The sequence below is a fragment of the Pseudomonas sp. MAFF 730105 genome (genome assembly GCF_055380705.1).
This window is the reverse complement of sequence record NZ_AP018438.1, coordinates 260439-281166: the sequence shown is the minus strand read 5'-3', so window position 1 is coordinate 281166 and position 20728 is coordinate 260439. Positions and strand designations below refer to the sequence as shown.

The following is a 20728-nucleotide window of genomic DNA, read 5'->3' as shown; positions in this document are numbered from 1 at the left end:
GCAGCACATGACGCTTTCCCAACACGTCGCGGTGATCACCAGCGACGAACAAGCCCTGATTGTCGCCAGCGACCTGGCCGATGACTTCAAACGCGACAGCGCCCTGCGCGACCTCGAACGTCGCCTGCCGCACCCGGAGCTAGAAGCCTTTTCCCGCTCCGGCCTGTGGGGCATCAGCGTGCCCAAGGCCTATGGCGGCGCGGGCGTTTCCAACGTCACGCTGGCCAAAGTCATTGCATTGATTGCCGAGGCCGACGGCTCTCTCGGGCAGATTCCGCAAAATCATTTCCATGCCCTGGAGGTGCTACGGGTCAATGGCAGCGATGCACAGAAGCAACGCCTGTATGGCGAGGTCCTGGCCGGCCAGCGGTTTGGCAATGCCTTGGCGGAACTGGGCACCAAGACCGCCCATCACCGCACCACCCAACTGCGCCGCGACGGCGACGGCTATCGCATCAACGGTCGCAAGTTCTACGCCACCGGTGCGCTCTATGCCCAGCGCATCCCCACGTCAGTGGTGGATGAAAACGGTGTCCAGCAACTGGCCTTCGTCCCGCGCAACAGCGAAGGTCTGACGGTGATCGACGATTGGAGCGGCTTCGGACAGCGCACCACCGGCAGCGGTTCGGTGGTGTTCGAAAACGTGTATGTCTCGGCCGAAGACGTCCTGCCCCTGCAGAGTGCCTTCGAGCGGCCGACACCGGTGGGGCCACTGGCGCAGATTCTTCATGCCGCCATCGACACCGGTATTGCCCGCGCAGCCTATGAAGATGCCCTGCAGTTTGTCCGGAGCAAAACCCGGCCATGGATCGACGCCACCCATGACGTCGCCACCGAAGCCCCCCACACGCTCAAGAGTTTTGGCCAACTGAGCAGCCGCCTGCATGCCGCCGAAGCGCTACTGGAAAGGGCCGGGGAATTTCTCGACCGGGCCCAGGCCGACACCAACGCCGAAACGGTCGCCGCCGCGTCGATTGCCGTGGCCGAAGCCCGCGCCATCAGCACCGAAATTTCCCTGGCCACCGGCAGCACGCTGTTCGAGCTGGCCGGTAGTCAGGCGACCCTGGCCGAGCATGGCCTGGACCGCCATTGGCGCAACGCACGGGTGCATACGCTGCATGACCCGGTGCGCTGGAAATACCACGCGGTGGGCAACTTCTATCTCAACGACGAGAAGCCGCCGCTGCGGGGGACCATCTGATGGCACCCGGCAAGAAAAAAATCCTGCTCAATGCGTTCAACATGAACTGCATCGGGCACATCAATCACGGACTGTGGACGCATCCCCAGGACACCTCTACCCAGTACAATACCCTCGAATACTGGACCGGACTGGCGCAACTGCTGGAACGCGGGCTGTTCGACGGGTTGTTCATCGCCGATATCGTCGGGGTCTACGACGTGTATCAACAATCGGTGGACGTCACGCTGAAGGAGTCGATTCAGCTACCGGTCAACGATCCGTTGCTGTTGGTCAGCGCGATGGCCGCCGTTACGAAAAACCTGGGCTTCGGCCTCACCGCCAACCTGACCTACGAGCCGCCCTACCTGTTCGCCCGCCGCATGAGCACCCTCGACCATCTGAGCCGTGGCCGGGTCGGCTGGAACATCGTTACCGGCTACCTGGAAAGCGCCGCCAAGGCCATGGGCCTGACTGCGCAGGTCGAACATGACCGCCGCTACGACCAGGCCGACGAATACCTGCAAGTGCTCTACAAGCTGTGGGAAGGCAGTTGGGAAGATGACGCGGTACTCAACGACCGCGAACAGCGGATCTACGCCCGACCGGAAAAAGTCCACAAGGTCCGCCACCGGGGCGAGTTCTATCAGGTCGAGGGTTACCACCTCTGCGAACCTTCACCCCAGCGTACACCGGTGCTGTTCCAGGCCGGCAGCTCGGAGCGCGGATTGCAGTTCGCCGGGAGCCACGCCGAGTGCGTGTTCATCAGCGGGCAGAACAAAGCGGCGACCAGGCATCAGGTGGACAAGGTGCGCGCCAGCGCCGTCCAGGACGGACGCAAGCCCGAGGACATCAAGGTATTCATGGGCTTGAACGTGATTGTTGGCGAGACCGAGGCAGCCGCCTGGACCAAGCACGCCGAGTACCTGAGCTACGCCAGCGCCGAGGCCGGGGTCGCACATTTCTCCGCGTCGACGGGCATCGATTTTTCCGAGTACACACTGGACGAGCCGATCCAGTACGTGAAGAACAATGCCATCCAGTCCGCCACCCGGATTCTGCAGAACAACGACTGGACCCGGCGCAGGCTACTGGAACAACACGCCCTGGGCGGCCGCTACATCACGCTGGTCGGCTCGGCCGAGCAGGTGGCCGACGAGCTGGAATCGTGGATGGCCGAAACCGGTCTCGACGGTTTCAACCTGACCCGCATCGTCACGCCGCAAAGCTATGTGGACTTCATCGACCTGGTGATCCCCGAACTGCAGCGACGCGGGTCGTACAAGACGGAATACGACAGCGGCACCCTGCGGGAAAAGCTGTTCCATGCAGGAGCCCATTTGCCCGAACGACACACCGGCTCGCACTACCGACACTGACCTGCCAGACCAAGGCAAACCTTGGTGAGGGAACGGCTCCCTCGCCACAAGGACCTGCGACTATTCATCAATGACTGGAATACCTACATGACAAAGCAACGCCTGACCCTGCCAGTCAAAACACTGGCCCTGCTTCTCAGTCTGTTCAGCTCGACACTGTTTGCCGCCGACGCGCCGCTGAAAATCGGTACCACCGCCGCATTCGCCATCCCCCTGGAGGCCGCCGTGGACGAAGCGTCCAAACAAGGCCTGAAGGTCGAGTTGGTGGAGTTCAGCGACTGGATCGCACCGAACGTCAGCCTCGCCTCCGGCGATATCGACGTGAACTATTTCCAGCACATCCCGTTCCTGGAAAATGCCAAGGCCGCCGCCGGGTTCGACCTGGTGCCGTTCGCACCGGGAATCATCAACAACGTCGGCCTCTACTCGAAGAAATACAAAAGCTTCGACGAACTGCCCGAGGGTGCTAGCGTCGCCATTGCCAATGATCCGATCAACAGCGGGCGCGGCTTGCAACTGCTGGCCAAGGCCGGGTTGATCACGCTCAAGCCGGGAGTGGGCTACAAGGCCACCGAGGATGACATCGTCGCCAACCCGAAGAAGCTCCGGATCCTGCAGGTCGAAGCCGTGCAACTGGTGCGCGCCTATGAAGACGCCGACCTGGTGCAGGGATACCCCGCCTACATTCGCCTGGCGAACACCTTCGACGCCACCTCCGCGTTGCTGTTCGACGGCCTCGATCACAAGGAATACGTCATCCAGTTCGTGATCCAGCCCAAGAGCAAGAGCGACCCGCGGCTGATCAAGTTCGTCGACATCTACCAACACTCTCCTGCGGTGCGGGCAGCCTTGGACAAGGCTCATGGCAAGCTCTACCAGGCCGGTTGGGAGGGCTGACCATGAGCGTCGCCAATGCCCTTCCCAGACCAGAAGCCTCCTTGCCCCTCAGCGCCACGCACACCGAGCTGCATCCAGAGTTCAACCGCGCCCACGTACGTTTCATCGGCGTGGGCAAGACCTACAACGGCGCCCGGGTAGCGGCTCTGCAGGGCATCGACCTGGCGATCCAGCATGGCGAAGTGTTCGGCATCATCGGCCGCAGCGGCGCCGGCAAGTCATCATTGATCCGTACCATCAACCGCCTGGAACAACCCAGCAGTGGACGGGTGCTGATCGATCAGGTCGACATCGGCGGGTTCGATGAAGATCGCCTGGTGGAGCTGCGCCGACGCATCGGCATGATCTTCCAGCATTTCAACCTGATGTCGGCCAAGACCGTATGGCAAAACGTCGAATTACCGCTGAAGGTCGCCGGCGTACCCAAGGCACAGCGCCAGCGCAAAGTCCGCGAACTGCTGGAACTGGTCGGCCTGCAAGACAAGCACAAGGCTTATCCGGCGCAGCTCTCGGGTGGCCAGAAGCAACGCGTCGGCATCGCCCGGGCGCTGGTGCACGACCCACAGATCTTGCTGTGCGACGAGGCCACCTCGGCCCTGGACCCGGAGACCACCCAATCGATTCTCGGCCTGCTGCGCCAGATCAATCAGCGGCTGGGCCTGACCATCGTGTTGATCACCCATGAAATGGCGGTGATCCGTGAAGTCTGCGACCGCGTGGTGGTGCTTGAACAAGGGCGGATCGTTGAACAGGGGCCGGTCTGGGAGGTGTTCGGCAATCCGCGGCATGAGGTCAGCCGGACATTGTTGGCGCCGTTGCAACAGGCCTTGCCGGAGGAATTGCAAAGCCGTTTGCAGGCACAGCCACCATCGGCGGATGCAGCCGCAGTGCTGCGCCTGCAATTCACTGGTACGGGACGGGAGGAACCGGATCTCGCGGCGTTGTTCAGTGCCTTAGGCGGACGGGTACGACTGCTGCATGGAGGCATCGAGCGGATTCAGGGTCATGGACTGGGACAATTGTTGCTGGCGGTCAGCGGCTCGTCCTGGGGCGTCGAGGAACTGCGACAGCGCGCCGGCAATTGGGCGCAACAAGTGGAGGTGCTGGGCTATGTGGTTTGATCGGTTGCTGCAGGGGTTCATCGACACACTGCTGATGGTGGGCGTGTCGTCGCTGATCGCGTTACCAACCGGCATCGCGCTGGCGGTGATTCTGGTCACCAGCGGCAAGGGCGGGATCTACGAAGCGCCCACGCTGAACCGCGCCCTTGGCGCGTTCGTGAATCTGTTCCGTTCGATACCGTTCCTGATCCTCATGGTGGCGCTGATCCCGTTCACGCGACTGATCGTCGGTACCACCTACGGCGTGTGGGCAGCCGTGGTGCCGTTGACCATCGCTGCCACACCGTTCTTCGCCCGCATCGCCGAAGTCAGCCTGCGAGAAGTCGACCACGGCTTGATCGAAGCCGCCCAGGCCATGGGTTGCCGACGCTGGCATATCGTCTGGAACGTGCTGTTGCCAGAAGCGCTGCCGGGTATCGTGGGTGGTTTTACCATCACGTTGGTGACCATGATCAACTCCTCAGCCATGGCCGGAGCCATCGGCGCCGGCGGCCTGGGGGACATTGCCTATCGTTATGGTTACCAGCGCTTCGACAGCCAGATCATGCTCACCGTGATCGTGCTGCTGGTGGCACTGGTGGCGCTGATTCAATTGGGCGGTGATCGGTTAGCGCGAGGGCTGAACAGGCGTTGAGTGGATGCTGTGACGATGGGGTATAGTCGGCCTTCGCTCCCCACTCAAGCCTCGCCATGAAACACTCCTCCGACGACCTCAACGCCATCACCACCACGACCCTGGGCCATTACGACTCGGTCGCCGAGAGCTTTCGCGACGGCACTCGTGATCACGACGTCAGCCAGAACATCGATGCGCTGTTGCGGCATATCCACGGCCCGGCACCGCTTCACATTCTCGATTTCGGTTGCGGCCCGGGAAGGGATCTGCAGACCTTCACCCGCATGGGGCACATTGCGGTGGGGCTCGATGGTTCACAGGAATTCGCCCGGATGGCTCGCCAGGACAGCGGCTGCGAAGTCTGGCAACAGGATTTCCTGCGACTGGACCTGCCAAGCGAGCGTTTCGACGGGATCTTCGCCAACGCCGTGCTGTTTCATATCCCGACCCAGGAATTGCCGCGGGTGCTCAAGCAACTGCATGCCACCCTCAAGCCTGGTGGCGTGCTGTTCAGCTCCAATCCCCGGGGCGAGAACCAGGAAGGCTGGAGCGGCCAGCGCTTCGGCGCCTACCACGACCTCGAGGCCTGGCGCACGCAGCTCATCGCAGCCGGTTTTGTGGAGCTGGAACACTACTATCGGCCGACGGGACTGCCCCGGGAGCAGCAGCCATGGCTGGCGAGTGTCTGGCGCAAGTCTTAAGGCCCACAGCCCCCCTGTGGCGAGGGGATTTATCCCCGCTGGGGTGCGAAGCAGCTCTAAAAGCTAATGCCTCGAACTGTCAGGTTGATCGGTTTCGGTAGTATGGGGGGCGCTTCGCACCCCAGCGGGGATAAATCCCCTCGCCACAAAGACCGCGCCTGACTCTTTAATAACCTGTCACTGCTGCTTACCCAACCACTTCTGCGACAACTGCTCCAGCCTCCCATCATCCTTGATACGCGCCAGGGCGTTGTCCACGCTGGCCTTGAACGCCGGGTTGCCCTTCTGGAACGGAATCACCAGGCTCGGTGCCGGACCGCTCTTTTCTTCCGGTTGGAAAGACTGCGCCATCATGAGCGGGCGCGGTGTGTCCTCCTTCTTCGCCAACAATTGCGCATCCGGGTGGCTGTAAGCGGCACTGGTGTCGAAACGTTCCGCCAGTTCCGGGGTCATTGCTATGTGGTTGATGGCGACGTCGTACTTGCCGCTTTCCACGCCGCTCAGCAGATCCGCGGCATCGGTGACCACAAAGTCGGCGCGTACATCGAGTTCATTGGCCAGCATCTGGCCCAGTTCCACTTCGAAACCGGTGAGCTTGCCGTCTTCCTTGAAGTTGAAGGGAGCGGCATTGGCTTCGAGAGCGATGCGCAGTTCGCCACGGTCGTTGATGTCGTCGATCAGTTCGGCATGGGCCAAAGGGCTCAAGAGGGGTAGCAGGCAGATCAGGCCAGGCAGGAAACGCATGGTCACTCCTTGGTATTTGTACAAGCGACGCTCGTTTCAGGCTCGCTTTGCTATGGTTGTTGCAGGCTTCGACAACGATTGGTCATGAAGTTGTCACGACCAATAGGATTTCGCGGAAAAACTGGAGAAAAAAATGAAAAGCTTTATGTCACGTGCATTTTTAGCCGGCCTGTTGCTGGGAACTTCGATGCTGGCGGCAGCAACGCCTGCGCCTGAAGGCGCAAAAGTATTTATCGTGTCCCCAGCCGACGGCGCCACCGTCTCCCAGGAATTCAAGGTCAAGTTCGGCGTCGCGGGCGTTGCGCTGGCGCCAGCGGGTGATACGACAAAGAACACCGGACATCACCACCTGCTGATCGACGTCGACAAACTGCCTGCCGCCGGCGCGGCGATACCGGCCGACGCCAACCACATGCATTTCGGCAAGGCGCAGACCGAGGCCACCATCAGGCTGGCGCCAGGCAAACATACCTTGCAGCTGGAGCTGGGCGACTTCAGCCATGTACCGTTCGATCCGCCGATTGTCTCCGAAAAGATCACCGTAAACGTGAAATAAACGTGATTGGCTGACAGTAAATAACCTCTGTGGGAGCGAGCAGGCTCGCTCCCACAGGTTTATGTCAGCCATAAAAAACGGGAGTCCTTATGGACTCCCGTTTTTTCATTACATGCCACTTGAAGCTAACAGCTCGCCAGTGCTCTTTAGAACAACACGCGGGACCGGATGGTGCCCTTGATGTGCTGCAGCTTCTCTTGCGCCAGGTCCGAGTATTCGGCGTCGACGTCGATCACGACGTAGCCGACTTTCTCGTTGGTCTGCAGGAACTGACCGGAAATGTTGATGCCGTTTTCCGCGAAGACCTTGTTGATCTCGCTCATCACACCCGGGATGTTTTCGTGGATGTGCAGCAGGCGGTGTTTGCCAGGGTGCGCCGGCAAGGCCACTTCCGGGAAGTTCACGGACGATACCGAAGTACCGTTGTCGCTGTACTTGACCAGTTTTTCCGCCACTTCCAGACCGATGTTGGCCTGGGCTTCAGCCGTGGAACCGCCGATGTGCGGGGTCAGGATCACGTTGTCCAGGCCACGCAGCGGGCTTTCGAAGATATCGTCGTTGGAGCGCGGCTCCACCGGGAACACGTCGATGGCAGCGCCGATCAGGTGCTTGTCCTTGATCGCGTCGGCCAGGGCGTCGAGCTTGACCACCGTACCGCGGGCGGCGTTGATCAGGATCCCGCCCTTCTTGATGGCGCGGATTTCCTTCTCGCCGATCATCCACTGGGTCGCTGCGGTTTCCGGCACGTGCAGGGTCACGATGTCGGACATGCCCAGCAACTCATGCAGATCGTTGACCTGGGTGGCGTTGCCCAGTGGCAGCTTGGTCACGGTGTCGTAGAAGAACACCTGCATCCCCAAGCCTTCGGCCAGGACCGACAACTGGGTGCCGATCGAGCCATAACCGACGATACCCAGCTTCTTGCCACGGATTTCGAAGGAGTTGGCCGCACTCTTGATCCAGCCGCCACGGTGGCAGGAAGCGTTTTTCTCGGGGATGCCGCGCAACAGCAGGATGGCTTCGGCCAGCACCAGTTCGGCAACGGAACGGGTGTTGGAGTACGGCGCGTTGAACACCGCGATACCGCGCTCGCGAGCCGCGTCGAGGTCAACCTGGTTGGTGCCGATGCAGAAACAGCCGACCGCCACCAGTTTCTTGGCGTGGTCAAAGATCTCTTCGGTCAATTGAGTGCGGGAGCGAATGCCGATGAAATGAGCATCGGCGATCTTTTCCTTGAGCTGGGCTTCCGGCAGAGAACTGGTGATGTACTCGATACTGGTATAGCCCGCCGACTTGAGGACGTCGACAGCCGATTGGTGGACGCCTTCGAGGAGAAGGAACCTGATCTTGCTCTTATCGAGAGAAGTCTTGCTCATCTGCGTAAACCTGTGTCCCGGAAAAAATGGCAGGGAATCGGACCGCGCATGCTGGCCCGACCGGCGTGATGGCCGTCGCCGCAGAACGACCTTCGGCACTGTTCTACGGGGGCGGTATGCTAGCATATGCGACCTGCAAACACTCATTCTGCGACATGAAGCGTTCTCAGGGTGACCATGAATTGTTCGAGAGTTTTGTCGATGACCCATTCTGCCCTGATAGAAGAGCTCAAGACCCTCGTCGAGCCTGGCAAGGTCCTGACCGATGCCGACTCCCTGCAAGCCTATGGCAGGGATTGGACGCGACACTTCGCCCCGGCGCCGAGCGCCATCGTCTTCCCAAAGACCATCGAACAGGTCCAGGCCATCGTGCGCTGGGCCAATGAACGCAGGGTTGCCCTGGTGCCATCGGGCGGGCGCACCGGGCTTTCCGCCGCAGCCGTGGCGGCCAACGGCGAAGTGGTCGTGTCATTCGACTACATGAACCGGATTCTCGAGGTGAACCTCACCGACCGCACCGCCGTCTGCCAGCCGGGCGTGATCACCGAGCAGCTACAGAACAAGGCCGCAGAGCATGGGCTGTACTACCCGGTGGACTTCGCTTCGTCCGGTTCCAGCCAGATTGGCGGCAATATCGGCACCAATGCCGGCGGGATCAAGGTGATTCGCTATGGCATGACCCGCAACTGGGTAGCCGGGATGAAAGTCGTCACCGGTAAGGGCGACCTGCTGGAACTGAACAAGGACCTGATCAAGAACGCCACCGGCTATGACCTGCGGCAACTGTTCATCGGCGCCGAAGGCACCCTCGGTTTCGTGGTCGAGGCCACCATGCGCCTGGATCGGGCGCCGAAAAACCTCACGGCGATGGTGCTCGGCACGCCGGACTTCGATTCGATCATGCCAGTGCTCCACGCCTTCCAGGGAAAACTCGACCTGACGGCCTTCGAGTTTTTCTCCGACAAGGCCTTGGCCAAGATCATGGGCCGTGGCGACGTACCCGCGCCCTTCGAAACCGACTGCCCGTTCTACGCCCTGCTGGAATTCGAAGCCACCACCGAAGCAGTCGCCAATCAGGCCCTGGAAACCTTCGAGCATTGCGTGGAGCAAGGCTGGGTATTGGATGGCGTGATGAGCCAGAGCGAAACCCAGCTGCAGAATCTGTGGAAACTGCGTGAGTACATCTCCGAAACCATCTCCCACTGGACGCCGTACAAGAACGACATCTCGGTAACCGTCTCGAAAGTCCCGGAGTTTCTCAAGGAAATCGACGCGATCGTCGGCAAACACTACCCGGACTTCGAAGTGGTCTGGTACGGCCACATCGGCGACGGCAACTTGCACCTGAATATCCTCAAGCCGGACAACCTGGGCAAGGATGAGTTCTTCGCCAAATGTGCGACCGTGAACAAATGGGTTTTCGAAATCGTCGAGAAGTACAACGGCTCGATTTCGGCGGAACACGGCGTGGGCATGACCAAGCGCGACTACTTGACCTATAGTCGCTCACCGGTGGAAATCGAATACATGAAAGCCATCAAGGCCACATTCGACCCGAACGGCATCATGAACCCAGGCAAAATTTTCGCGGTGTGATGCAAAACACCCGATGAGTTTCAGAAAACAGGAGTCGGTAATGAGCTATCAGCACCAGTATGTCGACGGTACCCGCATCCACTTCCCGGTCGGAAAAGTGGTGTGCATTGGGCGTAACTACGCCGAACATGCAAAGGAACTGGATAACCCGGTGCCCACCGAACCCTTGCTGTTCATCAAGCCCGGCAGTTGCGTGGTACCGCTGGAAGGCAGTTTCAGCATTCCCGTGGAGCGGGGCTCGGTGCATTACGAAGCGGAAATCGCCGTACTGATCGGCAAGCCGCTGTCGACCCGGCCAAGCGTCGAAGAAGTGCTCGATGCCATTTCCGGCTTCGCCCCGGCCCTGGACCTGACCCTTCGGGACAAGCAGGCCGAGCTCAAGGCCAAGGGCCTGCCATGGGAAATTGCCAAGTCATTCGACGGCGCGGCCGTGATTGCGCCCTTCGTATCGAACGCCACCTTTACCGATCTGGCCGATATCCCCGTTCGCCTGACCATCAACGGTGAAGTGCGCCAGGACGGCAACAGCAGCCTGATGCTCAACCCCATCGTGCCGATGATCCAATACATGGCCGGCTGCTTCTCGCTACAGGCCGGCGACGTGATCCTCACCGGCACCCCGGCGGGCGTCGGGCCGCTGAATGTGGGGGATGAGCTGGTGCTGGAGCTGCCGGGCGCGAGCCGTTTCGAAAGCACCGTTTGCTGACAGCTGCGTCATCTCCTTTCTGTGGGAGCGAGCCTGCTCGCGATCGCGGTCTGCCTGCAACATTGATGTTGCCTGACACACCGCGATCGCGAGCAGGCTCGCTCCCACAAGGGTTTGAAGGCATCCACCCCACGATTTACCGTTTTTTTCACATGCCATCCGGATAATCCCGGCGAATGTGGCATCTGAACCAGCCATTCCCCTGCCCGAATTCCTGGAACGCAATCATCGATGGCCAAGACCCCAGCATTGCCCCACGCCGCCTCCGTCCGCCGCTCCCGCTTTGCCCTGCCCTGGTATGTCTGGTCGCTGTTGGCGCTGGCTGCCGCTTATGGATTGGCGTTTGCGATGCATTGGGACGACCGGGGTCTGCTTTGGGTCAAGGAGCATTTTCAAAGCCCGGCTCAACGTCAGGAAAGCGTCTGGCTACCCGATTACACCGCTGTGATCGACGCCAAGCCGCTCCCTGGCATGGAGAAGGATGAAGCGTCCGATGTGACCTACAACCCACAGACCAAGACCTTGTTTGCCGTCATGGGCAAGAATCCGTTCCTGGTGGAGCTGACGTTACAGGGTGATGTGCTTCGCAAGATACCTTTGGTGGGCTGGAGTAACCCTGAAGGCGTCTCCTTCATGGAGAACGGTCTCCTGGCCATCACCGATGAGCGAAGCCACACACTGTCGATTGTCCACGTCGATGCCGATACCCGAGAATTGAAAGAGAGCGATTTCCCTCACTACGACCTTGGCCCTTCAAAGAACCAGAACAAGGGGTTCGAAGCGGTTGTCTGGGACCCACGCAACCAGCAACTGGTACTGGGCGAGGAACGGCCGCCAGCATTGTTCACCTGGAAAAGCGACGGCACCCCGGTGCTCAAGGGTGACAAACAGATCCATACCAGCGATGAACTGGACCTGCGCAACCTCTCGGCCCTGGCGATCGACCCCCGAACCGGTCACATGCTGGTACTTTCGGCCGATTCTCATCTTTTGCTGGAGCTTGATGAAAAAGGCCAGCAAGTCAGTTTCATGACCTTACTGGGCGACTTCAACGGGCTGAAGAACACCATCCCGCGCGCCGAAGGCGTCACCATGGATGAAGCTGGCAACGTGTACATGGTCAGCGAGCCGAACCTGTTCTATCGTTTCGAGAAACAACGCTGACAGAGCAACTCTGTAAGGCAGTTCCTCCTTCGCTGTAGGGTGTGGCACACGGCCATTAAGCTTCAGTTCAGGCAGTCGTGGTATTTCCAACCACCTGTTCCTACCCGAGCCCACCCATGCGTCGACTTGCCCGCCCCAAACCCTTGATCCTGATGCTACTGGCAATCGCTCTGATCGTGCTGATCGCGGCGGGTCAGTACCTGCGCCTGTTCGAACGGGCCTGGTTCAACCTCAATACCCTCTGGCAACCCACCAACGAGCAGGCCATCGCCCTGGACCAGTACCGGGTCACGATGGAGGCCCAGGTAATCGAAGGTCTCGACGACGTGTCGGCGCTGACGTTCGATCCAGTACGCAAGAGCCTGTTCACCGTCACCAACAAGAATGCCGAACTGATCGAAGTGTCACTGGACGGCAAGATCCTGCGCCGCGTGGCCTTGATCGGTTTCGGTGATCCGGAAGCGGTGGAGTTCATCAGCGAGGACATCTACGTCATCAGCGACGAGCGCCAGCAGCGGCTGATCAAGATTCACCTGGACGAAGACACCCGGTTCCTCGACGCGGCCGACGCCGAACAAATGACCCTCGGCGTGCACATGAGCAAGAACAAAGGGTTCGAAGGGCTGGCCTACGACTCAGTAGGCAAGCGGCTGTTCGTAGCAAAGGAACGCGATCCGATGCTGATTTATGAAGTGCAGGGCTTTCCCCATCACAATTCGGAAAAGTCTTACACAGTCCACGTCATCAACAACCCCAAGCGCGATGCCGGACTGTTCGTGCGGGACCTGTCGAGCCTGCAATACGATGAGCGCAGCGGCCATTTACTGGCGCTGTCCGATGAGTCGCGACTGATCATCGAGCTGGGTATCGACGGGAAGCCCCTGAGCACACTGTCCTTGAGCAAAGGCCGTCAGGGATTGCAAAAAAATGTCCCCCAGGCCGAAGGCATCGCCATGGACGATGACGGCACTCTGTACCTGGTGAGCGAGCCGAACCTGTTCTACGTGTTCAAGAAACCGCAGCCTTGAACCAGGCCTGCCATGAATCCATGTGGGAGCGAGCCTGCTCGCGATAGCGATTCACCCGTCACATCAGCGTTGAATGTGAAACCGCTATCGCGAGCAGGCTCGCTCCCACAGGGGCCCGGCTTCGATCAGAAGACCGGGCTTTTTCCCTGTTTACTCGGCCCGCAGGGTCTTCACCCCTTCCGCCGTGCCCAGCAGCAGCACATCCGCCGGACGGGCAGCGAACAAACCATTGGTGACCACGCCAACGATGGCGTTGATCTGGCTTTCCAGCTCCGCCGGATTGGTGATCTGCAGGTTATGCACATCCAGGATGATGTTGCCGTTATCGGTCAGCACACCCTCGCGATACACCGGATCGCCGCCCAGCTTCACCAACTGGCGGGCCACGTGGCTGCGAGCCATCGGAATAACCTCGACCGGGAGCGGGAACGCACCAAGCACCGGCACCAGTTTGCTGGCGTCGGCGATGCAGATGAAGGTCTTGGCCACCGCCGCGACGATCTTCTCGCGGGTCAGGGCCGCGCCGCCGCCCTTGATCAGGTTCAGGTGCGCGTCGCTTTCGTCGGCGCCGTCGATGTAGAACTCCAGGTCGCTCACGGTGTTGAGCTCATACACCGGGATCCCGTGGCCCTTGAGCCGCGCAGCAGTGGCTTCGGAGCTGGCAACCGCCCCGTCGAAGGCGCCCTTGTGCTGCGCCAGCGCGTCGATGAAGCAGTTGGCCGTGGAGCCGGTGCCGACCCCGACGATGCTCTTGTCATCCAGTTTCGGGAGGATGAGGTCGACGGCGGCCTGGGCCACGGCCTGTTTGAGTTGATCCTGGGTCATGCGGGCTCCGAAAACGGGCAGGGAGTAAAGAGGGACGCGAGTATAACCCAACAAAACCTCGGGATTCGTGTGGTCGCCCGGCCAAAAGCCGGGTTAGACTCCTTGACCCTGCCCAACCCGCCCAGTGATGCTTTCCGATGCTTGAACAGTACGTCAAAAAGATCCTCACCTCGCGCGTCTACGACGTCGCCGTAGAAACCCCGCTGCAGAACGCTCGCCAGCTTTCCGAGCGACTGGGCAACAGCATCTGGCTCAAGCGCGAAGACTTGCAGCCGGTGTTCTCGTTCAAGATTCGCGGGGCCTACAACAAGCTGACCCAGCTCAGCGATGAAGAGCGTTCACGCGGCGTGGTCACGGCGTCGGCGGGCAACCATGCCCAGGGCCTGGCCCTGGCCGCCAAGGTCCTGGGTGTGAAAGCCACCATCGTGATGCCCAAGACCACCCCGGAAATCAAGGTTGAAGGCGTGCGCTCCCGTGGCGGCAAAGTGGTGTTGCACGGCGACTCGTTCCCCGAGGCCCTGGCCTACTCGCTGAAACTGGTCGACGAAAAGGGTTACGTCTATATCCATCCCTACGACGATCCCCACACCATTGCCGGGCAGGGCACGGTGGCGATGGAAATCCTGCGTCAACATCCGGGGCGCCTGGACGCGATTTTCGTTCCGGTGGGCGGTGGCGGGCTGATTGCCGGGATCGCGGCCTACGTGAAATACCTGCGCCCCGAAATCAAGGTCATCGGTGTCGAACCCGATGACTCCAACTGCCTGCAGGCTGCCATGGCCGCCGGAGAGCGCGTGGTGTTGCCGACCGTCGGCCTGTTTGCCGACGGCGTCGCCGTGGCGCAGATCGGCCAGCACACCTTTGATATCTGCAAGCATCACGTGGATGAAGTCATCACCGTCAGCACCGACGAGATCTGCGCCGCAATCAAGGATATCTACGACGATACCCGCTCGATCACCGAACCTGCAGGCGCGCTGGGCGTAGCCGGGATCAAGAAATACGTCGAGTCACGCGGCATCAGCGGCCAGACCCTGGTCGCCATCGACTCCGGTGCCAACGTCAACTTCGACCGCCTGCGCCACGTGGCCGAGCGCGCCGAACTGGGCGAAGGCCGCGAAGCAATCATCGCGGTGACCATTCCCGAGCAACCGGGCAGCTTCAAGGCCTTCTGCGAAGCCGTGGGCAAGCGTCAGATCACCGAATTCAACTACCGCTACAACACCGGCAGCGAGGCGCACATCTTCGTGGGCGTGCAGACACACCCGGAGAACGACCCACGCAGCACGCTGATCGCCAGCCTGACCGAGCAAGGTTTCCCGGTACTGGACCTGACTGACAACGAACTGGCCAAGCTGCATATCCGCCACATGGTCGGCGGGCATGCGGCCCACGTCATCGACGAGGTGGTGCTTCGCTTCGAATTCCCTGAGCGTCCGGGCGCGCTGTTCAACTTTCTCAACAAGCTGGGCGGACGCTGGAACATTTCGATGTTCCACTATCGCAACCATGGCGCGGCGGACGGCCGTGTGGTCGCCGGCTTGCAGGTGCCCCACGACGAGCGCCACCTGGTGCCGGCAGCCCTGGAGGAGATCGGCTACCCGTATTGGGATGAAAGCGATAACCCGGCATACCAGTTGTTCCTGGGTTAACAAAGCCAAGCTAGGCTGTTGGGCACGGCTCAAGGAAATCGAACAATGGAAACGTTGACTGCGCTGAAGATCGCTCACGTCCTGGCCACGGCCCTGCTGCTGGTGGGCGCCGTAGGGCTGGCCATCTGGGTCTGGCGGACACGCCGCAACGGTGACGCCACGGCATCTGCCCGCGTATTGCAACGCCCGCGGGTGTTCGTCTGGCTGGTGATGGGGCTTTCCCTGGCGAGCCTGCCTTTCACGGGCTGGTGGATGGTTCACCAGGTCGGCTGGCCATTGGGACAGACCTGGCTGCTGGCTTCCAGCATCCTCTACACCCTGGCGGCGCTGACCGGGTTCTGGCTGTTGGTGCGACTGAACAAGCGGCGCAAGCTGCCGACGGCGGGCAACGGCACCTTTACCTTGGCCTTGGCGCTGTTCAGTTTTGTCTGCCTGATTGCCATTGCCGGGTTGATGGGGGCCAAGCCGGTTTAGGGCTCGGAACCGAGTCGGCTTCATCGCGAGCAGGCTCGCTCCCACAGGGGAAACGCATTCCAATGTAGGAGCGAGCCTGCTCGCGATGGCGATGTCAGTCGCGCAGGCTGATCACCGGCCAACCGCGTTTCTCGGCTTCAGCCCGCAGGTTCGGGTCCGGATCCACGGCGACCGGACGCGAAACCACCTCCAGCAACGGCAAGTCGTTCATCGAATCGCTGTAGAAATAGCTGCCGTCGAGGGAATACCCGGTTTCTTCCAGCCAGCGATTCAGGCGAGCCACCTTGCCTTCGCGGAAGCAGGGAATGTCGGTGCTGCGCCCACTGTAGCGCCCATCGATCACCTCGCACTCGGTGGCGATCAGGGTTTCGACCCCCAGGCGCTCGGCAATCGGGGCGGTGACGAAGCGGTTGGTGGCGGTAATGATCACCAGTTTGTCGCCGGCGTCACGGTGCTTTTTCAACAGTTCGATGGCCTGGGGCAACACAATGGGCTCGATGCAATCGCGCATGTAGTCCAGATGCCATTGGGCCAGCACTTCCATTTCGGTACGACCGAGGATTTCCAGGCAAAAGTTCAGGTATTCGGCATTGTCGAGCTTGCCGGCCAGGTAATCCTGGTAGAACTCGTCGTTGCGCGCCTTGTACGTGACGGCGTCCAGGAAGCCGCGCTCACACAGGTAATCGCCCCAGGCGTGATCGCTGTCGCCACCCAACAGTGTGTTGTCCAGGTCGAATAAGGCCAGCCGCATTGCAGTTACTCGCTGAAATTTCTGAAGAAAGGTGCTCAGAATACGGACTTTTCACAAGAGTGCACATAACCTGGGCGGGCTCGTTGCTGCTTTCACAACCTTTGTGGAACAATGCGGCGACATGCGCTTGCGAGGTTGTTGCCGTGATCGATCCCGATGGTTTCCGACCCAATGTGGGGATCATTCTTACGAATGATGCCGGTCAGGTGCTATGGGCTCGCCGTATCAATCAAGACGCCTGGCAGTTTCCTCAAGGCGGGATCAACCCCCAGGAGACGCCGGAAGAGGCTTTGTACCGCGAGTTGAACGAAGAAGTGGGGCTGGAGCGCGAAGATGTTGAAATACTCGCCTGCACCCGAGGCTGGTTGCGCTATCGTTTGCCGCAACGCCTGGTCAGGACGCACAGCCAGCCGCTGTGCATCGGCCAGAAGCAGAAATGGTTTCTCCTGCGCTTGATCTCCAACGAGCAGCGGGTGCGGATGGATTTGACCGGTAAACCGGAGTTCGATGGCTGGCGCTGGGTCAGCTATTGGTATCCGCTGGGCCAGGTGGTGACATTCAAGCGCGAGGTGTATCGACGCGCTCTCAAAGAGCTTGCCCCGCGCCTGCTGACGCGCGACTGACGACGGAGTTCGACCCCGAGCCATGCTCAATACGCTGCGCAAGATCGTCCAGGAAGTTAACGCCGCCAAGGATCTCAAGGCGGCGTTGGGGATTATTGTGTTGCGCGTCAAAGAGGCCATGGGCAGCCAGGTCTGCTCGGTCTACCTGCTGGACCCCGAGACCAACCGTTTCGTGCTGATGGCCACCGAGGGCTTGAACAAGCGCTCGATCGGCAAGGTCAGCATGGCACCCAATGAAGGTCTGGTCGGCCTGGTCGGCACGCGCGAAGAGCCCCTGAACCTCGAAAACGCCGCGGACCACCCGCGCTACCGCTACTTCGCCGAAACCGGCGAGGAGCGCTATGCGTCGTTCCTCGGCGCACCGATCATCCACCACCGCCGCGTCGTCGGCGTGTTGGTCATCCAGCAAAAGGAGCGTCGCCAGTTCGACGAGGGTGAAGAAGCCTTCCTCGTGACCATGAGCGCGCAACTGGCCGGGGTGATCGCCCACGCCGAGGCCACCGGCTCGATCAGCGGCCTGGGCCGCCAGGGCAAGGGCATCCAGGAAGCCAAGTTCGTCGGCGTGCCGGGTTCTCCGGGCGCGGCCGTGGGCACGGCGGTGGTCATGTTGCCGCCCGCCGACCTGGATGTGGTGCCGGACAAGGCCATCAGCGACATCGATGCCGAGCTGAAGCTGTTCAAGACCGCCATCGAAGGGGTGCGCGCCGACATGCGGGCCCTGTCGGCCAAACTGGCGACGCAGCTGCGCCCCGAAGAACGCGCGCTGTTCGACGTCTACCTGATGATGCTCGACGACGCCTCCCTGGGCAGCGAAGTGACCACGGTCATCAAGACTGGCCAATGGGCCCAGGGCGCGTTGCGCCAGGTGGTGACCGACCACGTCAACCGTTTCGAACTGATGGATGACGCTTACCTGCGCGAGCGTGCCTCGGACGTCAAGGACCTTGGCCGTCGCCTGCTGGCCTACTTGCAGCAGGAGCGCCAGCAGACCCTGGTCTACCCCGACAACACCATCCTGGTCAGCGAGGAGCTGACCCCGGCCATGCTCGGTGAGGTGCCCGAGGGCAAGCTGGCGGGGCTGGTCTCGGTACTGGGTTCGGGCAACTCCCACGTCGCGATCCTCGCCCGGGCCATGGGCATTCCCACGGTGATGGGCCTGGTGGACCTGCCGTACTCCAAGGTCGACGGCATCCAGATGATCGTCGACGGCTACCATGGCGAGGTCTATACCAACCCCAGCGACGTGTTGCGCAAGCAGTTCGCCGATGTGGTGGAGGAAGAGAAACAACTGTCCCTGGGCCTGGATGCGCTGAGGGATCTGCCCTGCGTGACGCCCGACGGCCATCGCATGCCGCTGTGGGTCAACACCGGCCTGCTGGCCGACGTGGCCCGGGCGCAGAAGCGCGGCGCCGAGGGTGTGGGCCTGTACCGCACCGAAGTGCCGTTCATGATCAACCAGCGCTTCCCCAGCGAAAAGGAACAACTGGCGATCTACCGCGAGCAACTGGCCGCGTTCCATCCGCAACCGGTGACCATGCGCAGCCTGGACATCGGCGGCGACAAGGCCTTGTCCTATTTCCCGATCAAGGAAGAAAACCCCTTCCTCGGCTGGCGCGGGATTCGCGTGACGCTCGACCATCCGGAAATCTTCCTGGTCCAGGCCCGCGCCATGCTCAAGGCCAGCGAAGGGCTGAACAACCTGCGCATCCTGTTGCCGATGATCTCCGGCACCCATGAGCTGGAAGAAGCCCTGCACCTGATCCACCGGGCCTGGGGCGAAGTGCGCGACGAAGGCACCGACGTGCCGATGCCGCCGGTTGGCGTCATGATCGAGATCCCGGCAGCGGTGTACCAGACCAAGGAACTGGCGCGGCAGGTGGACTTCCTCTCGGTCGGCTCCAACGACCTGACGCAGTACCTGCTGGCCGTGGACCGCAACAACCCACGGGTGGCCGACCTGTACGACTACCTGCACCCTGCCGTGCTGCAAGCCTTGCAGACCGTGGTGCGCGACGCCCATGCCGAAGGCAAGCCGGTGAGTATCTGCGGTGAAATGGCCGGCGATCCGGCAGCGGCGGTCCTGTTGATGGCGATGGGCTTCGACAGCTTGTCGATGAACGCCACCAACCTGCCGAAAGTGAAATGGATGCTGCGCCAGATCAACCTCAGCAAAGCCCAGGAACTGCTGGCGGAGGTGATGACCATCGATAATCCGCAGGTCATCCATAGCTCGTTGCAACTGGCGCTGAAGAACCTTGGGCTGGCGCGAATGATCAATCCGGCTTCGAACAAGACACTCTAACCGTTGCCCCCCATCGCGAGCAGGCTCGCTCCCACAGTGGTTCTCGGTCGGACACAAACTCGGTGTTCACTGGAGACTCAGTGTGGGAGCGAGCCTGCTCGCGATGAGGCCAGCGCAGTCACCACAACACTAAACCCTGACCTCGATCTCCCCCAAATGCCCCCCATGGGGCCCGAAGCTGCGCTCGACCATGTGCTGCGTCCCATCGGCCTGGACAATCAACGCCGTACTGGCCCGCGTCCCATACGCCGGGCTGGCGATGAACACACTCGACAGCAGCATCTCGGTCGCCAACCCCACGCCGGTATCCGGCAGTTCCGCCACGGGTGCCGGTTGCGGGTCGTTCAGTAGCGCCAGCAAATCCTGGGGCTGCGGATCGGCAAGCACCTCGACCAGTGCCGCCCGGGCCTTGAGCAGCTTGGGCCAAGGCGTGTTCAAGCCGGCGTTCGACAACCCGTAGACACCTTCGGCCAGTCGCTGCGGCCGGACATCGCGGGCGTTGTAGTGCCACAGTTCGCTGCCGTCACCGAGCAACAGGTTGAACCCGCCATACTCGCCGGCACGGGGCACGATTTCACTCAAGTAATCGGTGATCGGCAGAGTTCCGGTCAGAAACCGGGCCACCAGTTCGCCCCGAGACTTGAACGCCGGCAATTGGCCTGGGTCACGGATATTCGTCAGGGCCGCAAAGCGACCGTCGGCGCCGATACCGAGCCAGGTGCCGCCGGCTTCCAGGTCGCGACCGGCGTAGACATGGGAAGCATCGGGCCACTGGGCCAGGGGCAGGGTCGGGCGTGCGTAGAACTCGTCACGATTGGCCGCCACAATCAGCGGTTGGGCGTGACCAGGTCGCCAGGCAAATACGATCAGGCACATCAGGTATGTCCCCCACTCAACAATGCCGAACACAATCCCTGTGGCGAGGGGATTTATCCCCGCTGGGCTGCACAGCAGCCCCAAAGCAATTTATCTGGCACACCGGGGTGTCCGATTTTAGGGCCGCTTCGCGCCCCAGCGGGGATAAATCCCCTCGCCAC

At 61.2% G+C, this 20728-nt stretch carries 20 protein-coding genes; 15 read left to right on the top strand and 5 right to left on the bottom strand.

The window, feature by feature from the left end:
* Positions 1 to 7 precede the first annotated feature (7 nt).
* From PCOSP_RS01210 to PCOSP_RS01185, 6 genes are all read left to right on the top strand, one after another.
* Positions 8 to 1201 (top strand): SfnB family sulfur acquisition oxidoreductase, encoded by a 1194-nt coding sequence (locus PCOSP_RS01210; RefSeq protein WP_464710129.1) that lies wholly within the window; start codon positions 8 to 10, stop codon positions 1199 to 1201.
* The gene (locus PCOSP_RS01205) at positions 1201 to 2559 is read left to right on the top strand and encodes an LLM class flavin-dependent oxidoreductase (protein WP_139646238.1); all 1359 of its coding nucleotides are present in this window, start codon (positions 1201 to 1203) and stop codon (positions 2557 to 2559) included. The genes PCOSP_RS01210 and PCOSP_RS01205 overlap by 1 nt, the downstream gene beginning before the upstream one ends.
* An 87-nt stretch (positions 2560 to 2646) precedes the next feature.
* Positions 2647 to 3456, top strand: a complete 810-nt coding sequence (locus PCOSP_RS01200) for a MetQ/NlpA family ABC transporter substrate-binding protein (RefSeq protein WP_464710128.1) — start codon at positions 2647 to 2649, stop codon at positions 3454 to 3456.
* Positions 3457 to 3458: 2 nt separating this feature from the next.
* The gene (locus PCOSP_RS01195; protein ID WP_464710127.1) at positions 3459 to 4577 is read left to right on the top strand and encodes a methionine ABC transporter ATP-binding protein; all 1119 of its coding nucleotides are present in this window, start codon (positions 3459 to 3461) and stop codon (positions 4575 to 4577) included.
* Positions 4567 to 5211 (top strand): methionine ABC transporter permease, encoded by a 645-nt coding sequence (locus PCOSP_RS01190; protein ID WP_464710126.1) that lies wholly within the window; start codon positions 4567 to 4569, stop codon positions 5209 to 5211. The genes PCOSP_RS01195 and PCOSP_RS01190 overlap by 11 nt, the downstream gene beginning before the upstream one ends.
* Positions 5212 to 5267: 56 nt before the next feature.
* Positions 5268 to 5894 carry a class I SAM-dependent methyltransferase gene (locus PCOSP_RS01185; RefSeq protein ID WP_139646232.1) on the top strand — a complete coding sequence of 209 codons (627 nt, stop codon included), beginning with the start codon at positions 5268 to 5270 and terminating at the stop codon, positions 5892 to 5894.
* Positions 5895 to 6071: 177 nt separating this feature from the next.
* Here PCOSP_RS01185 and PCOSP_RS01180 read toward each other — a convergent pair whose 3' ends face one another.
* Positions 6072 to 6638, bottom strand: a complete 567-nt coding sequence (locus tag PCOSP_RS01180) for a transporter substrate-binding domain-containing protein (RefSeq protein WP_139646230.1) — start codon at positions 6636 to 6638, stop codon at positions 6072 to 6074.
* Between the two features lie 133 nt (positions 6639 to 6771).
* On the opposite strand from PCOSP_RS01180, the gene PCOSP_RS01175 reads away from it, so the two are divergent.
* Positions 6772 to 7194, top strand: a complete 423-nt coding sequence (locus PCOSP_RS01175) for a DUF4399 domain-containing protein (protein ID WP_464710125.1) — start codon at positions 6772 to 6774, stop codon at positions 7192 to 7194.
* Positions 7195 to 7340: 146 nt separating this feature from the next.
* Here the strand turns inward: PCOSP_RS01175 and serA are convergent, their stop codons facing one another.
* A complete protein-coding gene (serA, locus tag PCOSP_RS01170; protein WP_139646226.1) occupies positions 7341 to 8570 on the bottom strand; it encodes a phosphoglycerate dehydrogenase in 1230 nt (409 codons plus the stop codon).
* Positions 8571 to 8771: 201 nt separating this feature from the next.
* Between serA and PCOSP_RS01165 the strand changes: the two genes are divergently transcribed.
* The 4 genes from PCOSP_RS01165 (at position 8772) to PCOSP_RS01150 (ending at position 13064) form a co-directional block, all read left to right on the top strand.
* Positions 8772 to 10166 (top strand): FAD-binding oxidoreductase, encoded by a 1395-nt coding sequence (locus tag PCOSP_RS01165; protein ID WP_464710123.1) that lies wholly within the window; start codon positions 8772 to 8774, stop codon positions 10164 to 10166.
* Positions 10167 to 10206: 40 nt separating this feature from the next.
* Positions 10207 to 10872: a fumarylacetoacetate hydrolase family protein gene (locus PCOSP_RS01160; protein ID WP_139646221.1), complete on the top strand. Its 666-nt coding sequence runs from the start codon at positions 10207 to 10209 to the stop codon at positions 10870 to 10872.
* Positions 10873 to 11103: 231 nt separating this feature from the next.
* Complete coding sequence (locus PCOSP_RS01155) at positions 11104 to 12036, top strand: SdiA-regulated domain-containing protein (protein ID WP_464710122.1); 933 nt, start codon at positions 11104 to 11106, stop codon at positions 12034 to 12036.
* Between the two features lie 116 nt (positions 12037 to 12152).
* The gene (locus PCOSP_RS01150; protein ID WP_464710121.1) at positions 12153 to 13064 is read left to right on the top strand and encodes an SdiA-regulated domain-containing protein; all 912 of its coding nucleotides are present in this window, start codon (positions 12153 to 12155) and stop codon (positions 13062 to 13064) included.
* Between the two features lie 150 nt (positions 13065 to 13214).
* Here PCOSP_RS01150 and rpiA read toward each other — a convergent pair whose 3' ends face one another.
* Complete coding sequence (rpiA, locus tag PCOSP_RS01145) at positions 13215 to 13889, bottom strand: ribose-5-phosphate isomerase RpiA (RefSeq protein ID WP_053193096.1); 675 nt, start codon at positions 13887 to 13889, stop codon at positions 13215 to 13217.
* A 137-nt stretch (positions 13890 to 14026) separates the two neighbouring features.
* On the opposite strand from rpiA, the gene ilvA reads away from it, so the two are divergent.
* Both ilvA and PCOSP_RS01135 read left to right on the top strand, forming a co-directional pair.
* Complete coding sequence (gene ilvA / locus PCOSP_RS01140; protein WP_139646215.1) at positions 14027 to 15541, top strand: threonine ammonia-lyase, biosynthetic; 1515 nt, start codon at positions 14027 to 14029, stop codon at positions 15539 to 15541.
* Between the two features lie 45 nt (positions 15542 to 15586).
* Complete coding sequence (locus PCOSP_RS01135) at positions 15587 to 16015, top strand: DUF2269 domain-containing protein (protein ID WP_139646212.1); 429 nt, start codon at positions 15587 to 15589, stop codon at positions 16013 to 16015.
* 94 nt (positions 16016 to 16109) lie between these two features.
* On the opposite strand, the gene PCOSP_RS01130 is transcribed toward PCOSP_RS01135, so the two are convergent.
* A complete protein-coding gene (locus PCOSP_RS01130; RefSeq protein ID WP_139646211.1) occupies positions 16110 to 16766 on the bottom strand; it encodes a histidinol-phosphatase in 657 nt (218 codons plus the stop codon).
* 143 nt (positions 16767 to 16909) lie between these two features.
* Between PCOSP_RS01130 and PCOSP_RS01125 the strand changes: the two genes are divergently transcribed.
* Together PCOSP_RS01125 and ptsP are read left to right on the top strand one after the other, a co-directional pair.
* Complete coding sequence (locus PCOSP_RS01125) at positions 16910 to 17389, top strand: RNA pyrophosphohydrolase (protein ID WP_003186867.1); 480 nt, start codon at positions 16910 to 16912, stop codon at positions 17387 to 17389.
* Positions 17390 to 17411: 22 nt separating this feature from the next.
* Positions 17412 to 19691, top strand: coding sequence for a phosphoenolpyruvate--protein phosphotransferase (ptsP, locus tag PCOSP_RS01120; RefSeq protein ID WP_139646209.1), 2280 nt, complete (start codon positions 17412 to 17414; stop codon positions 19689 to 19691).
* 129 nt (positions 19692 to 19820) lie between these two features.
* On the opposite strand, the gene PCOSP_RS01115 is transcribed toward ptsP, so the two are convergent.
* Entirely contained in the window at positions 19821 to 20567 is a 747-nt protein-coding gene (locus tag PCOSP_RS01115) for an NRDE family protein (RefSeq protein ID WP_464710119.1), read from the bottom strand.
* Between the last annotated feature and the right edge of the window lie 161 nt (positions 20568 to 20728).